The organism is Rhizobium quercicola (assembly GCF_021168455.1).
GTDB lineage: Bacteria > Pseudomonadota > Alphaproteobacteria > Rhizobiales > Rhizobiaceae > Ferranicluibacter > Ferranicluibacter quercicola.
In genome coordinates this window covers 63,395-76,676 of the sequence record NZ_JAJOZR010000007.1, presented here as the reverse complement: position 1 = coordinate 76,676, position 13,282 = coordinate 63,395, and the positions used below count along the sequence as shown (strand labels likewise).

At 64.9% G+C, this 13,282-nt stretch carries 12 protein-coding genes and 1 pseudogene; 6 read left to right on the top strand and 7 right to left on the bottom strand.

What is annotated here, in order from left to right; genetic code table 11:
• Window positions 1–31 precede the first annotated feature (31 nt).
• Genes LRX75_RS12030 through LRX75_RS12015 form a run of 4 tightly spaced genes read left to right on the top strand, consistent with a single transcriptional unit; the run spans window position 32 to window position 4,756 of the window.
• Window positions 32–1,630 carry an ABC transporter ATP-binding protein gene (locus LRX75_RS12030; RefSeq protein ID WP_231814664.1) on the top strand — a complete coding sequence of 533 codons (1,599 nt, stop codon included), beginning with the start codon at window positions 32–34 and terminating at the stop codon, window positions 1,628–1,630.
• Window positions 1,620–2,717, top strand: coding sequence for an ABC transporter permease (locus LRX75_RS12025; protein WP_231814662.1), 1,098 nt, complete (start codon window positions 1,620–1,622; stop codon window positions 2,715–2,717). Before LRX75_RS12030 ends, LRX75_RS12025 begins: the two co-directional genes overlap by 11 nt.
• 1 nt (window position 2,718) lies before the next feature.
• Window positions 2,719–3,639, top strand: coding sequence for an ABC transporter permease (locus LRX75_RS12020; protein ID WP_113151687.1), 921 nt, complete (start codon window positions 2,719–2,721; stop codon window positions 3,637–3,639).
• 46 nt (window positions 3,640–3,685) lie between these two features.
• Window positions 3,686–4,756, top strand: a complete 1,071-nt coding sequence (locus LRX75_RS12015) for a BMP family ABC transporter substrate-binding protein (RefSeq protein ID WP_231814660.1) — start codon at window positions 3,686–3,688, stop codon at window positions 4,754–4,756.
• Here the strand turns inward: LRX75_RS12015 and LRX75_RS12010 are convergent.
• Window positions 4,746–4,850, bottom strand: a pseudogene (locus tag LRX75_RS12010) (GntR family transcriptional regulator); the annotation flags it as partial. The gene LRX75_RS12015 and the pseudogene LRX75_RS12010 sit on opposite strands and share 11 nt — an antisense overlap.
• Before the next feature lie 256 nt (window positions 4,851–5,106).
• Here LRX75_RS12010 and LRX75_RS12005 point away from each other — a divergent pair.
• Together LRX75_RS12005 and LRX75_RS12000 are read left to right on the top strand one after the other, a co-directional pair.
• A complete protein-coding gene (locus LRX75_RS12005) occupies window positions 5,107–5,865 on the top strand; it encodes a FadR/GntR family transcriptional regulator (protein ID WP_231815011.1) in 759 nt (252 codons plus the stop codon).
• Between the two features lie 144 nt (window positions 5,866–6,009).
• On the top strand, window positions 6,010–7,305 hold the full coding sequence (locus LRX75_RS12000) for a hemolysin family protein (RefSeq protein WP_113151684.1): 1,296 nt from the start codon (window positions 6,010–6,012) through the stop codon (window positions 7,303–7,305).
• Between the two features lie 187 nt (window positions 7,306–7,492).
• Here LRX75_RS12000 and LRX75_RS11995 read toward each other — a convergent pair whose 3' ends face one another.
• The 6 genes from LRX75_RS11995 to LRX75_RS11970 all read right to left on the bottom strand — a co-directional run bounded on the left by LRX75_RS11995 (window position 7,493) and on the right by LRX75_RS11970 (window position 13,203).
• Complete coding sequence (locus LRX75_RS11995) at window positions 7,493–7,639, bottom strand: hypothetical protein (RefSeq protein ID WP_092983769.1); 147 nt, start codon at window positions 7,637–7,639, stop codon at window positions 7,493–7,495.
• Between the two features lie 100 nt (window positions 7,640–7,739).
• A complete protein-coding gene (locus LRX75_RS11990) occupies window positions 7,740–8,957 on the bottom strand; it encodes a molybdopterin molybdotransferase MoeA (protein ID WP_231814658.1) in 1,218 nt (405 codons plus the stop codon).
• Window positions 8,954–9,463: a cyclic pyranopterin monophosphate synthase MoaC gene (gene moaC / locus LRX75_RS11985; RefSeq protein ID WP_231814656.1), complete on the bottom strand. Its 510-nt coding sequence runs from the start codon at window positions 9,461–9,463 to the stop codon at window positions 8,954–8,956. Before moaC ends, LRX75_RS11990 begins: the two co-directional genes overlap by 4 nt.
• On the bottom strand, window positions 9,463–10,278 hold the full coding sequence (gene trpC, locus LRX75_RS11980; protein WP_231814654.1) for an indole-3-glycerol phosphate synthase TrpC: 816 nt from the start codon (window positions 10,276–10,278) through the stop codon (window positions 9,463–9,465). Before trpC ends, moaC begins: the two co-directional genes overlap by 1 nt.
• Before the next feature lies 1 nt (window position 10,279).
• Window positions 10,280–11,299 (bottom strand): anthranilate phosphoribosyltransferase, encoded by a 1,020-nt coding sequence (gene trpD, locus LRX75_RS11975; protein ID WP_231814652.1) that lies wholly within the window; start codon window positions 11,297–11,299, stop codon window positions 10,280–10,282.
• A 14-nt stretch (window positions 11,300–11,313) separates the two neighbouring features.
• The gene (locus tag LRX75_RS11970; RefSeq protein ID WP_231814650.1) at window positions 11,314–13,203 is read right to left on the bottom strand and encodes a peptidylprolyl isomerase; all 1,890 of its coding nucleotides are present in this window, start codon (window positions 13,201–13,203) and stop codon (window positions 11,314–11,316) included.
• Between the last annotated feature and the right edge of the window lie 79 nt (window positions 13,204–13,282).

Here is a 13,282-nt window from a genome sequence, read left to right as displayed (position 1 = left end):
GGGCATCTGCGGCTTGAAAGAGAGGGATGGCGTGGCGGTTGACGGACCCAGCGCTGGCAGCACGCTGCTGTCGGTCAGCAAGCTGACGAAGATTTTCGGAACATTCGCCGCCTGCAACGGAATCGATCTCGATATACGGCCGGGGGAAATCCATGCGCTTCTGGGGGAAAACGGCGCGGGAAAATCCACTCTCGTCAAGATGCTCTTCGGTGTCCTCGGCCCCACGAGCGGGCAGATAAACTGGCGCGGCCAGCCGGTGCGAATCGCAAGCCCGGGCGCTGCGCGGCGCCTCGGCATCGGCATGGTCTTCCAGCATTTCTCCCTGTTCGAGGCTTTGACGGTCGCGGAGAACATTGCGCTTTCGATGGATCCGGGCGTTTCGCTGGGCAAGATCTCGGAGGAGGCCGCCGCCCTGTCGGTCAGCTACGGCCTGCCGCTCGACCCGAAGGCCCACGTCGCGGACCTTTCCGTGGGCGAGCGCCAGAGGATCGAGATCGTACGGGCCCTGTTGCAGAACCCGCAGCTCATCATTCTCGACGAACCGACCTCCGTGCTGACGCCGCAGGAGGCCGACCGTCTGTTTGAAACGCTGGCGAAGCTCAAGGCCGAGGGACGCTCGGTTCTCTACATCAGCCACAGGCTGGAAGAGGTGCAGCGCATCTGCGACCGCGCGACGGTGCTGCGCCACGGCAAGGTGACCGGCGCCTGCGACCCGCGGCTGGAAACGCCGGCCTCGCTCGCCCGGATGATGGTGGGCAGCGACGTCGCGCATGTGAGCGCGTCCGGGACGTCGGCGAAGGGCACGGTGCAGCTCGAAGCGCGGCAACTGAAGGCTGCCGCCCGTACGCCCTTCGCGGTGTCGCTGAAGGACATCTGTCTGAAGGTGCATGCCGGCGAGGTTCTGGCGATCGCCGGCGTTGCGGGCAACGGGCAGGGCGAGCTCTTCGATGCGCTCTCCGGCGAGTATCCGACCGCCGACAACAACGCCGTCTTCATCCGCGAGAAGCCGGTCGGCCGGCAGGGCATCAACCAGCGGCGGGCGCTGGGGGCCGGCTTCGTGCCGGAGGAGCGGCATGGACATGCCGCCGTCTCCGCCTTGCCGCTGTCGGACAATCTGGTGCTCGCGCGCTACTTTTCGGATCGCAGGGCCTTCGTCGGCGGGGGCGGCCTCGGGCTGATCCGCCATGGTGCCGTCAAGCGGGCTGCCAGGCGGATTTCGGAGGCGATGGACGTGCGCAAGAGCGGCGAGGACCCACCGGCGGGCTCGCTGTCCGGCGGCAATCTTCAGAAGTTCATCGTCGGGCGCGAGCTCGACCGACAACCCGCCGTGCTGATCGTCAACCAGCCGACCTGGGGCGTGGACGCCGGCGCTGCCAGCCGTATCCGCCAGGCGCTGGTGGATCTCGCCAAGGCCGGCTCCGCGGTATTGATCATCAGCCAGGATCTCGACGAGATCTTCGAGGTGGCGACCGAGATCGCCGTCATCAACGATGGCAAGCTCTCCCAAATCTATCCGGCCGCTGCGCTGTCACGCGAAAAGATCGGTCTTCTGATGGGCGGCATGCAGGGAACGACGGCGTCCGAGGCGGCTGCCGCCGAGACGGTGAGAGAGACGGCCCATGCGCATTGAGCTTGAAAAACGGCCGAAAATCTCGCTTCTCTATACCTTCCTGTCCCCGATCCTGGCGCTCTGCCTGACGATTGTCGCCGGTGCGATCATGTTCGTCATTCTCGGCAAGGATCCCGGGCTGGCGCTCTACAGCTTTTTCATCGAGCCGTTGACGGAGGTCTGGTCGCTGCACGAACTTGCGATCAAGGCGGCGCCGCTGATCCTGATCGCCGTCGGCCTCTCCGTCTGTTACCGGTCGAACAACTGGAATATCGGCGCGGAAGGCCAGTTCATCATGGGGGCGGTGGCGGGCTCCATCGTCCCGGTGGTCTTCCATCAATGGCATTCGGCCCTCGTCCTGCCGCTGATGCTGGTCATGGGCATGATCGGCGGCGCGCTGTATGCCGGCATTCCCGCGTTTCTCAAGGCGCGGATGAACACGAACGAGATCCTGACGAGCCTGATGCTCGTCTATGTCGCCCAGCTGTTCCTCGACTGGCTGGTGCGCGGGCCCTGGCGCGATCCGGGTGGCTTCAACTTTCCGGTGACGCGCGCCTTCGCGCCGGAAGCAATTCTGCCGGAGATGCTGGCGTCGGGCCGCGCCAATTACGGCTTCGCCTTCGCGATCGTCGCGGCCCTTGCCATCTGGTTCATGATGCGCTTCACGCTCAAGGGCTTCGAGATCACGGTTCTTGGCCTGTCGGAGCGGGCAGGGCGGTTCGCCGGCTTCTCCTCGCGGCGGATGATCTGGTTTTCCATGCTTCTGTCGGGTGCTTTTGCCGGGCTTGCCGGCATCTCCGAAGTGTCCGGCGCGATCGGCAAGCTGCAGCCGGTGATCTCGCCCGGCTACGGCTTTACGGCGATCATCGTCGCCTTCCTCGGCCGGCTCAATCCGCTCGCGATCATCGTCGCCGGTCTCGTTCTCGGGCTGACCTATCTGGGTGGCGAGGCGGCGCAGATCTCGCTCGGGCTGTCCGACAAGGTCGTACGGGTGTTCCAGGGGCTGCTGCTGTTCTTCGTGCTCTCCTGCGACACGCTGATCCAGTATCGCATCCGCATCGTCTGGCGGCGCGTGACGCGCGGGACCGTCGCGGAAGGAGCACACTGACATGGGTATCATCGAGGCCATTCTGCTCACGGTCATCACGGCGGCGACGCCTCTGGTCATCGCCGCGGCGGGCGAACTGGTCACCGAGCGGTCGGGCGTGCTCAATCTCGGCGTCGAGGGCATGATGATCATCGGCGCCGTCTGCGCCTTCGCCGCGACACAGGCGACCGGTTCGCCCTATATCGGCATTCTCGCGGGCATTCTGTCCGGCACACTGTTCTCGCTGCTGTTCGGCTTCCTGACGCTGACGCTGGTGGCAAACCAGGTCGCGACCGGGCTGGCGCTGACCATTCTCGGCCTCGGCCTTTCCGGCCAGATCGGCGAGCCCTATGCGGGCCAGTCGGGCATCAAGCTGCCGCAGATCGTCTTTCCCGTCCTCAGCGATATCCCGGTCGTCGGCCGGCTGCTGTTCCAGCAGGATCTGATCTTCTACCTGTCGATCGCGCTCATTGCCGGCATCCACTGGTTCCTGTTTCGCAGCCGCGCCGGGCTGAAGCTTCGCTCCGTCGGCGACAGCCATACCTCGGCTCACGCGCTCGGCATCAACGTCATCCGCACCCGCTACCTCGCTGTCATGTTCGGCGGCGCCTGTGCCGGGCTTGCCGGGGCGCAACTGTCGCTCGTCTACACGCCACAGTGGGTGGAGAACATGTCGGCCGGGCGCGGCTGGATCGCGCTCGCGCTCGTGGTCTTCGCCTCCTGGCGGCCATGGCGCATCGTTGCCGGCGGCTATCTCTTCGGGGCCGTGTCGATCAGCCAGCTTTATGCACAGGGCAATGGCTTCGATGTGCCGTCGCAGCTTCTGTCAGCGTTGCCCTACCTTGCAACGATCGTCGTCCTCGTGCTCATCTCGCAGAACCGCCGGATGACGATGATCAACACGCCGGCCTCGCTCGGCAAACCCTTCGTGCCGGATCGCTGATCCGACCGGCCGCGGATATCTATTTCGACAACATGAGAGGTCCAAAATGAAGAAATTTATCCTCGCTCTCGTCGCCACAACGGCGGCCATCGGCTTTGCCGCCTCGGCAAGCGCCCAGGAAAAGGCCAAGATCTGCTTCGTCTATGTCGGCTCGAAATCGGACGGTGGCTGGACGCAGGCGCACGACCTGGGCCGGCAGGAGCTGGAAAAGGCGCTGGGCGACAAGATCGAAACGCAGTTCCTCGAAAACGTGCCGGAAGGCCCGGATGCCGAACGCGCCATCGAACGTCTGTCGCGCTCGGGCTGCGGCCTGATCTACACGACGTCGTTCGGCTTCATGGACGCGACGGTCAAGGTGGCCGCCAAGTTCCCCAAGGTCATGTACGAGCACGCAACCGGCTACAAGACCGCGCCGAACGTTGCGACCTATAACAGCCGCTTCTACGAAGGCCGCTACATCCAGGGCCAGATCGCCGCGAAGATCTCCGAAAAGGGCGTCGCCGGCTACATCGCCTCCTTCCCGATCCCGGAAGTCGTCATGGGCATCGACGCGTTTCTCATCGGCGCGCGGTCGGTCAATCCGGACTTCAAGATCAAGGTCGTATGGGCGAACACCTGGTTCGACCCGGGCAAGGAAGCCGATGCGGCCAAGGCTTTGATCGACCAGGGTGTCGACGTGCTGACGCAGCACACCGACACGACCGCGCCGATGCAGGTTGCGGCCGAGCGCGGCATCAAGGCTTTCGGCCAGGCCTCCGACATGATCGCAGCCGGCCCGAAGACGCAGCTGACCGCCATCAAGGACACCTGGGGCGCCTACTACATCAAGCGCACGCAGGCCTTCCTCGATGGCAAGTGGGCGACGACGTCGAGCTGGGACGGCCTGAAGGATGGCATCCTGACCATGGCGCCCTACACCAACATGCCGGATGACGTGAAGGCGATGGCCGAAGCGACGCAGGCGAAGATCGAGTCGGGCGAGCTGAAGCCGTTCACCGGCCCCCTGAAGAAGCAGGACGGCAGCGTCTGGCTGAAGGACGGCGAGACGGCCGAGGATGGCGTTCTGCTGGGCCTCAACTTCTACGTCGAAGGTGTTGACGACAAGCTGCCGCAATAAGCCGGATGGCCTCGCGCAGCACGGTGCGGGACACCTTGAAACGCATCGCCAGCTCCTGGTCGCCCGGCAGGATGGTGCCCACGGGAAACTCGCCGGTCCGGTCGGGTCGCCATGCGGCCCATTCTCATCAACCTATTCCAGCAGGGTCGTCCAGGCGGCCCTGCTGGAGCGCGTCATTGACAACCGGTTCCGTTGACCATCATTGTTTTTGAATTCTATTTCATTCTGAAATGAAATGAAAATTCCACCACACCCGTCAAGACACGCATATTGTCATATGATATGATTTTTCTGTCGTTCCGGGAGGCCTGCGGCGACAGGTAGTGTATCGAGTCCGACGAGGGGGAATGATGAAGAAGGGTCCGCTGGAGACGCTGATCACGGGCGTCGATACACGCACCAGCCATTCGCAGGTGGTGGATGTCCTTGGCCGGGCCATCATTTCCGGCGAGTTTCCCGTGGGCACCATCCTGCCTGGCGACCAGGAACTGGCGATGCGTTTCAAGGTGTCCCGCACCGTGCTGCGCGAGGCCATGAAGACGCTGGCGGCCAAAGGGTTGATTGTGCCGCGGGCGCGGATCGGAACGCGGGTGACGGCCCGCAACCAGTGGAACCTGTTCGACAGCGACATTCTCACCTGGCACTTTCACAACGGTATCGATGAGGATTTCCTGACGCATATCAGCGAGGTTCGCATGGCCTTCGAGCCGCATGCCGCGGCCCTTGCCGCCATCCATGCGACCGACGCCGAGATCAGCCATATGATGCGGCTGGCCGTCGCCATGGGCGATCCCGCGCACACGCCCGAATCGCTGGCCGTGGCAGACCTGCGCTTTCACCTTGCCGTGGCGGAGGCTTCGGCCAATCCCTTCATGCGCAGCGTCGGCAGTCTGATCGAGGCGGCGCTGGTTGGCATCTTCAAGCTCAGCTCGCCGGCAGCCGACCGCGAGGGCATCGAGGACGTCTCGCGCAATCACATCCGCATCGTCGAGCAGATCAGCCGCCGCGACGAGGCTGGCGCCCGCGCGGCGATGGAAGTGGTCATCCGGGTCGGACGCGCGCGCGTCCGCGTGGCGATGGACGACGTGCCGGAGACGGCCGCGGGCTGACAATCGTCGGTCTGCAACGCCAAGAATGGTGAAACTTGCCGTATCCCGCCTTGCTGCATTGCGCGGTTCCGCCTATTTCATGGAAACGATGATATCGCGCGCTGTGAAACCTGCACGGCGCGGAACATCGGTTTTCGAGGATCCATGTCCGAACTGCTCGTCATTTTCGTTCTTCTTCTGATCAATGCCTTCTTTGCCATGTCGGAAATGGCGCTCGTCTCCGTCAGCCGGCCGCTCCTGCGGCAAATGGCCCGGCAAGGCAATGTCCGGGCGGAGTTGGCGCTGAACCTTGCGGAAGATCCGGGCAAGTTCCTGTCCACCGTTCAGGTCGGCATCACCCTCGTGGGGACGCTGGCCGGCGCCTATGGTGGCGCGACGATCGCCGACAAGCTGGCACCGATCCTGAACGACATCAGCTGGATCAACCCCTATGGCAGCACCGTCTCGGTCGCCCTGGTCGTCACGCTCATCACCTATCTCTCGGTCGTCATTGGAGAACTGATCCCCAAGCAGCTGGCACTGCGCAACTCCGAGCGCATCGCCATGTTCGTCGCGCGGCCGATGTCCATCCTGTCCAAGGTCGTTTCGCCGGTCGTCTATCTCTTCGAAGGCTCCGCCAAGGTCTTCATGCATGTCTTCGGGGTCTCCACCAACAAGGATGCGGTGACGGAAGAGGAAGTGCAGGCGATCATGGCGGAGGGCGTCGAGAGCGGCGCCATCGAAAAGTCCGAGCATGAGATGCTGCGCCGCATCATCCGGCTCGGCGACCGCAACGTCAAATCCATCATGACGCACCGCACGGAGGTCAGCTTCATCGATGCGAACGACACGCTGGAGGCGGTGCGCGCGAAGATCGAGCAGACCTCGCATTCGCGCTATCCGGTCATGGACACGTCCACCGGCGAGATCCTGGGCGCTGTGCTCGTGAAAGAGGTTTTGAACCTCGGGGCCCGCGGCGCATTCGACATTCGCGCCTTCGTCAAGGAGCTGCACGCGCTGCCGGAAACGGCGTCGTGCCTCAAGGCTCTGGAGGCGTTCAAGTCCTCGCGCATCAACATGGCGATGATCGTCGACGAGTATGGCAGCATCGAAGGCATCATCACGATCGCCGATATTCTCGAGGCGATCGTCGGTGTTCTCCCGTCGAATTATGACGACATCGAGCATGCGCTGATCCGCCTGCGCGAAGACGGCTCCTATCTCGTGGACGGCCGCACGCCGATCGACGAGATCCACCTGACCATCGGCATCGACGAGATCGATTCGGATGGCAGCTACGAGACCATCGCCGGCTTCCTCGTGCAGGAACTGCGCAAGTCGCCCGAAGAGGGCGATGTTGCGGAGGCGTTCGGCTACCGGTTCGAGGTGGTGGATATGGACAGCCGCCGGATCGACAAGATCCTTGTGTCGAAGCTCGACGTGGCGCCGACGGAGCGGTAAGGCGTCGGGCGTGCGTCTGAAGGCTGCGCCTGTGACAAACAAAAAGGCCGGGGGTTGCCCGACCTTTCGTTCTCGACGTTTCTGTGACCTGCTAGTTCATCCGTAGTCAGATCACCTGACCGCAAGTATCAGCCGGAATGGTTAACAAAGCGTTAACGCGTAAGCTTTGCATCACCCTTTGGGTTGCTCAGTTTTCCTGAACCGAAATTCCGTTCTCGCCGATCTTGAGTTCGACGCCCTGCGGTTCCTTCTCGCGGTCGTAGATGTAGACGCCCATGACGATGACAAGGACGACCAAGGCGCCCAGCAGGGCGTAGAGTCCGTTTCGGTTCATGCTGATATTCCCTTCGTTACCGATACTTACCGACGAAAGAGATAGGGCAGGCCGCAGATTTGGAAAGATGCCTGACCGTGCCCGGCGACCGGTGATCGGCCTAGACGTCGCGCAGGAGAAGGACGGTGCAGGGCGATCCCGTATCAGCGGCCGGTGCGCCCGGTGCCCGGACGATGAGCGCATCCGACAGCGCGAATGTCTGCATCATCGAGGAATCCTGCCGCTCGAAGGCCGTGGCCGACAGGCTTCCGTCCGACTGACGATCGAGACGTGCGCGGATGTAATCCTGACGCTTGTCGTTGGCGGGCAGCGGCCCGGCTGTGGTCGCGGCTGCGAGGCGATGGCGAGCCTGCAGGTGGCCGAGGGCGCGGACGAGGGGTTCGAGGAACAGAAGGCCGCAGACGAGGCTCGACACCGGATTGCCGGGAAGGCCGAGCACCTGCATGTCGCCCAGGCGGCCGACCATCAGCGGCTTGCCGGGGCGCATGGCGATGCGCCAGAAATCGAGCACCATGCCCGCGCCGACCAAGGTCGACTGCACGAGGTCATGATCGCCGACGGAGGCGCCGCCGAGCGTGACGAGAATGTCCGCGCCGGCGTCCTGCGCGGCCGCCAGACGCTCCTCGATGCTCGCCTTGCTGTCGGGGGCGATGCCGAGATCGATGATCTCGGCGCCGTTTTCCCGCGCGATCGCCGCGATGCCGAGCGTGTTCGATGCGATGATCTGGTCGGGCCCAAGCGTGCTGCCGGGCGGCAGAAGTTCGTCCCCGGTCGCGAGAATGGCCACCCGGACGCGCCTGAAGACGTCGAGATGCGCGTGGTTCATGCCGGCGGCGACCGTCAGGCGGCCGGCGTCGAGCCGGTCGTCGGCGCGCAGAACGACATCGCCTTCGCGAAAATCCTGGCCCCGCGGCCGGATGTGACGCCCTCTGGCGGGCACGAATCGGGTTTGGATGCGATGCCCGTCCAGCGGCGCGGCATCCTCCTGGATCAGCACCGTATCGGCACCCGCCGGCACCGGCGCGCCGGTGAAGATGCGCACCGCCTGACCGGAGAGCACCGTTCCCGGAAAGCGGTTGCCGGCTGCGGATTCGCCGATGACGGTGACGATGGCGCCGATCTCGGCGATATCCTCCGCGCGCAGCGCGTAGCCATCCATGGCGGAGGAATCAAAGGGCGGATGGGTGAGGCGGGATGCCAGATCTCGCGCGAGGACGCGACCCTGCGCATTCCCGATCGCGACCACTTCCGTCTCCGTCACGGGGCGGGCAGCGGACAGCAGGCTTGCCAGCGCGTCTTCGACGGGAAGCAGGCTCATGGAGATTCGGTCTCGCGGATAGGCGTTTCGCGTACATAGTCGCCGGAGCGTCCGCCGGACTTCTTGAGAAGACGGATACCGCCAATTTCCATCTCGCGATCGACCGCCTTCGCCATATCGTAGATCGTGAGGCAGGCGACACTCGCAGCCGTCAGTGCTTCCATCTCGACGCCGGTGCGGCCGCTGAGCTTTGCCAGCGTCTCGACGCGCAGGCCGGGCAGCGTCTCGTCGGGCACGATATCGACGGAGACCTTGGTCAGCATCAGCGGATGGCAGAGCGGAATGAGGTTGGCCGTCTGCTTGGCCGCCATGATGCCGGCAAGGCGGGCCGTGCCGATGACGTCGCCCTTCTTGGCGTCGCCCGCCAGAATGATGCGCAGCGTTTCCGGCTGCATGCGGACGTAGCCTTCGGCAATGGCGATGCGGACCGTCTCGGTCTTGTCGCCGACATCCACCATGCTGGCCTCGCCGGTTTCGCCCAGATGGGTCAACGGCGTGCCCGACATCACTCGGCCGCCTGCGTGCGGGCGGGATCGGAGAGCAGGAGCCTCGTGGCTGCCGCCACATCCTCCTGCCGCATCAGGCTTTCGCCGACGAGGAAGGTGCCGATGCCGGCGGCCTTCATGCGGGCGCAGTCCTGCGGCGTGAAGATGCCGCTTTCGCCGACGAGATGCCGGTCGTCCGGCACCATCGGCGCAAGACGTTCGGACACGGCGAGATCGACCACGAAGGTCTTCAGGTTGCGGTTGTTGATACCGAGCAAGGGCGATGAAAGGCGGAGCGCACGCTCCATTTCCGGCTCGTCATGCACCTCCACCAGCACGTCCATGCCGAGGTCGACGGCACAATCCTCCAGCCGGCGCGCGTCGTCGTCGCTCAGCGATGCCATGATGAGGAGAATACAATCGGCACCCCAGGCGCGGGCCTCGTGCACCTGATAGGTTTCGAACATGAAGTCCTTGCGCAGGGCCGGCAGGGCGCAGGCGGCGCGCGCGGCCGTGAGAAATTCCGGTGCGCCCTGAAAGCTCGGCCCGTCCGTCAGCACCGACAGGCAGGCGGCACCGCCGCGTTCATAGGCCTTGGCGAGCGCCGGTGGATCGAAGTCCGGCCGGATCAGGCCCTTGCTGGGGGAGGCCTTTTTGATCTCGGCGATGAGGCCGTATGTGCCCGCCGCACGCTTTGCCTCCAGCGCTTTCAGAAAACCGCGCGGAGCCGACTGTCCGGCGCTCATGGCCTTGAGGTCGTCGAGCGGGACGCGGGCTTTCGCGGCCGCAATTTCCTCACGCTTGTACAGTTCGATGCGGTGCAGGATGTCGCTCATGTCAGGCCTCCTTGGCATTGGAGACGCGCACGAGTGCCTCCAGCGCGGCGCGGGCAGCGCCGGTTTCCAGCGCCGCGCGCGCCATTGCCATGCCATCCGTCAACGAGCCGGCCCGGCCGGAAATCACCAGGGCGGCGGCGGCGTTGGCAAGCGAGATGTCGCGGTAGGGCGTGACGTCGCCATCGAGCACGCCGCCGAGCGCCTTTGCATTCTGCGCACCGTCGCCGCCTTTGAGGGCTGCGAGATCCACCGTCGGCAGGCCGAAATCTGCAGGGGTCAGGTCGAAGGTGCGGATCGCGCCGTTCTCGATGGCGGCAACGTGGGTCGTGCCGGTGGTGGTGATCTCGTCGAGGCCTTCGCCGTGGACGACCCAGACGCTGACGGAGCCGAGATCGCGCAACACTTCGGCCACGGGAACCACCCATTGCGGCGAGAACACGCCGACCAGTTGGCGGCCGACGCCCGCAGGGTTCGAGAGGGGCCCCAGCAGATTGAAGATGGTGCGGGTGCCGAGTTCGACCCGGGTGGGTCCGACATGGCGCATGGCGGAATGGTGCTGCTGGGCGAACATGAAGCCGACGCCGGCCTCGCGAATGCAGCGGGCGATCGCGTCTGGCCCGATATCCAGCTTGACGCCGAGGCAGGAGAGGGCGTCCGCCGTGCCCGATTTCGAGCTCAAGGCCCGGTTGCCGTGCTTGGCGACGGGCACGCCGGCGCCGGCCACGATGAGCGAAGCGAGCGTCGAGATGTTGTAGGTACCGGCGCCGTCCCCGCCTGTGCCGACGATGTCGATGGCGTCGTCCGGCGCGTCCACGGTCAGCATGCGGGCGCGCATGGCGCCGACGGCACCGACGATCTCGTCGACCGTCTCGCCGCGCACGCGGAGCGCCATCAGGAAGCCGCCGATCTGCGAGGGCGTGGCCGCGCCCGACATGATGATCTCGAAGGCGGCCCGCGCATCGTCCCGGTCGAGAGACTGACCGAGCGCCGCCTTGGCGATGAAGGGTTTGAGGTCCGCCATACGATCCCGTCCGCCTATCGTTGCGCCAGCGCCGTTTCGGCCACCTGCTGGTTGATCGAAACGCCGTAGCGGGTCTGCAGCTCCGTGACCATCTGGTCGAGAATATCGTCGCCGCTCGCCTGGGCGATGGCGTCGACCTGACGGCTGTCCTGATCCAGCGCGTCGCCGGCCGCCGTCTCGACGGCGGTGACCCTGAGCAGGATCTGGCCTTCGCCATCCGTACCGGCTGCGTTGGTCACGAGGCCGTTCGGGCCGCTGAAGGCGGCGGTGACGGCGGCCGGGGAGAGCGCGGCATCCTGCGCGGTGCGGCGCAGGCCGGTCTTGGTCTCCACGGCGATGCCGAGTTCCGCCGCGATGGTCTGCAGGGTCTCGCCTTTTTCGACACGTGCTTTCAGGTCTGCGGCGCGCTTGGCCAGTTCGGTGCGCTGCTGCTCGGCCGTCCAGTCGGCAACGACCTTTTCGCGCGATTCGTCCAGCGTGCGATCGCGGGCGGGCATGACGTCCTCGACCTCGAACCAGACATAACCGTCGCGGCCGAGATTGATCGGCAGGGTATCGCTGCCCGGGTCGGCCTTGAAGACTTCGGCCAGCAGTTCCTGCGGCTGCGGCAGATCGGCGATCCTCTCGCCCTGCGCATCGTTTCCGCGCGCATCGACGGCGGCAATAGAGACGGCCTTCAGATTGCTTTCGGTCGCCGCATCCTGAAGCGTCGCGCCGGAAATCCGCGCATCCTCGAACTTGTCGTGAATCGCGGTGATCTCGTTGCTCGCATTGGCGAGGGCGACCTCCTGGCGGAGCTCTTCCTTCACCTCGTCGAAGGACCGCGTGGTGGCAGGACGAATGTTGGTGACGCGCAGAACGACGGGGCCGAAGGCACCCTCCACGACGGGCGTGGTGCCCCCGTCCGCCGCCACGGCAAAGGCGGCATCGCCGAGCTTCGCGTCGGGCATGCGCTCGCGGGTGAAATCGCCGAGGAGCACGTCGCCGGAGGTCTTGCCCTGCTCGGAGACGAGCGCATCGAAGGTCGTGCCTGCGGCGAGCTTGGCAGCGGCGGCATCGGCGTCGGTGCGGCTGGCGAAGGTCAGCTGCTCGATCGTGCGCGTTTCCGGCGTGCTGAAGCTCGCCTTGCGCTTCTCGTAGTCGGCGCGCAGCTCATCGTCGGTGACGGACGCCGGGTTGGCGATGTCGGTCGGCTCAAGTTTCACATAGGAGATTTTGCGGAATTCGGGGGCACGATACTCGGCCTTGTGTTCCTCGAACCAGGGCGCGAGCACATCGTCGGCCGGCGCCTTGATCGGATCGACATTGGCGTTCGAGAGAAGCAGGTAATCGAGCGAGCGCGTCTCGTTCTGGTAGGTCTTCAGCGCGTCCGTGAGCACCGTCGGTGCCTTGAAGCCGTCCGACAATGCTTCGACGATCTGCGAGCGAACGGCGACCTGGCTGCGATTCGTGATGTAATCGACCTCGCGGAGGCCGGCATTGCGCAGGACGCTGGAAAAGACCGTGCGATCGAACTGCCCGTTGACGGCGCGGAAGGCCGGATCCTGGCTGATCAGGGTGGCGAGGCGATCCTGCGACAGGCCGAGATTCATGTCGCTCGACAGCTGGTCGAGCGTCGCGCCCGCCACAAGCTGCGAGTAGACCTGCGCCTCGACGCCGAAGGCACGGGCCTGGTCGCGCGACAGGCGCGTACCGAACTGGCGGGAAAGCTGGGCCAGCTGCCGTTCATAGGCAAGCCGGAAGTCGGCCGGGGAAACCTTGACGTCGCCGACCGTCACGACGGCCGTGGAGGCACTGGGCGCGATGGATGACGAAACGCCCCAGACTGCGAACGAGGCGACGAGAACGATCAACAGGCCTTTGACGACCCAGGTCTGGGCGCCTCTCCTCAGCATTTCCAACATAAGACTGCGCACCTCAACCGACAAAACACGCGTTTGCCCCGTGGCAAACCGTGTCGTTCCTTACTGCATAAATTTCGAA

Bases quoted from the DNA above. Each gene is read 5' to 3' on its own strand.
- LRX75_RS11990 (WP_231814658.1), bottom strand. From the start codon at position 8,957: ATGAGCCTGCTTCCCGTCGAAGACGCGCTGGCAAGCCTGCTGTCCGCT.
- LRX75_RS12005 (WP_231815011.1), top strand. From the start codon at position 5,107: ATGAAGAAGGGTCCGCTGGAGACGCTGATCACGGGCGTCGATACACGC.
- LRX75_RS12015 (WP_231814660.1), top strand. From the start codon at position 3,686: ATGAAGAAATTTATCCTCGCTCTCGTCGCCACAACGGCGGCCATCGGC.
- trpD (WP_231814652.1), bottom strand. From the start codon at position 11,299: ATGGCGGACCTCAAACCCTTCATCGCCAAGGCGGCGCTCGGTCAGTCT.
- LRX75_RS12000 (WP_113151684.1), top strand. From the start codon at position 6,010: ATGTCCGAACTGCTCGTCATTTTCGTTCTTCTTCTGATCAATGCCTTC.
- LRX75_RS12020 (WP_113151687.1), top strand. From the start codon at position 2,719: ATGGGTATCATCGAGGCCATTCTGCTCACGGTCATCACGGCGGCGACG.
- LRX75_RS11995 (WP_092983769.1), bottom strand. From the start codon at position 7,639: ATGAACCGAAACGGACTCTACGCCCTGCTGGGCGCCTTGGTCGTCCTT.
- moaC (WP_231814656.1), bottom strand. From the start codon at position 9,463: ATGTCGGGCACGCCGTTGACCCATCTGGGCGAAACCGGCGAGGCCAGC.
- LRX75_RS12025 (WP_231814662.1), top strand. From the start codon at position 1,620: ATGCGCATTGAGCTTGAAAAACGGCCGAAAATCTCGCTTCTCTATACC.
- LRX75_RS11970 (WP_231814650.1), bottom strand. From the start codon at position 13,203: ATGTTGGAAATGCTGAGGAGAGGCGCCCAGACCTGGGTCGTCAAAGGC.
- trpC (WP_231814654.1), bottom strand. From the start codon at position 10,278: ATGAGCGACATCCTGCACCGCATCGAACTGTACAAGCGTGAGGAAATT.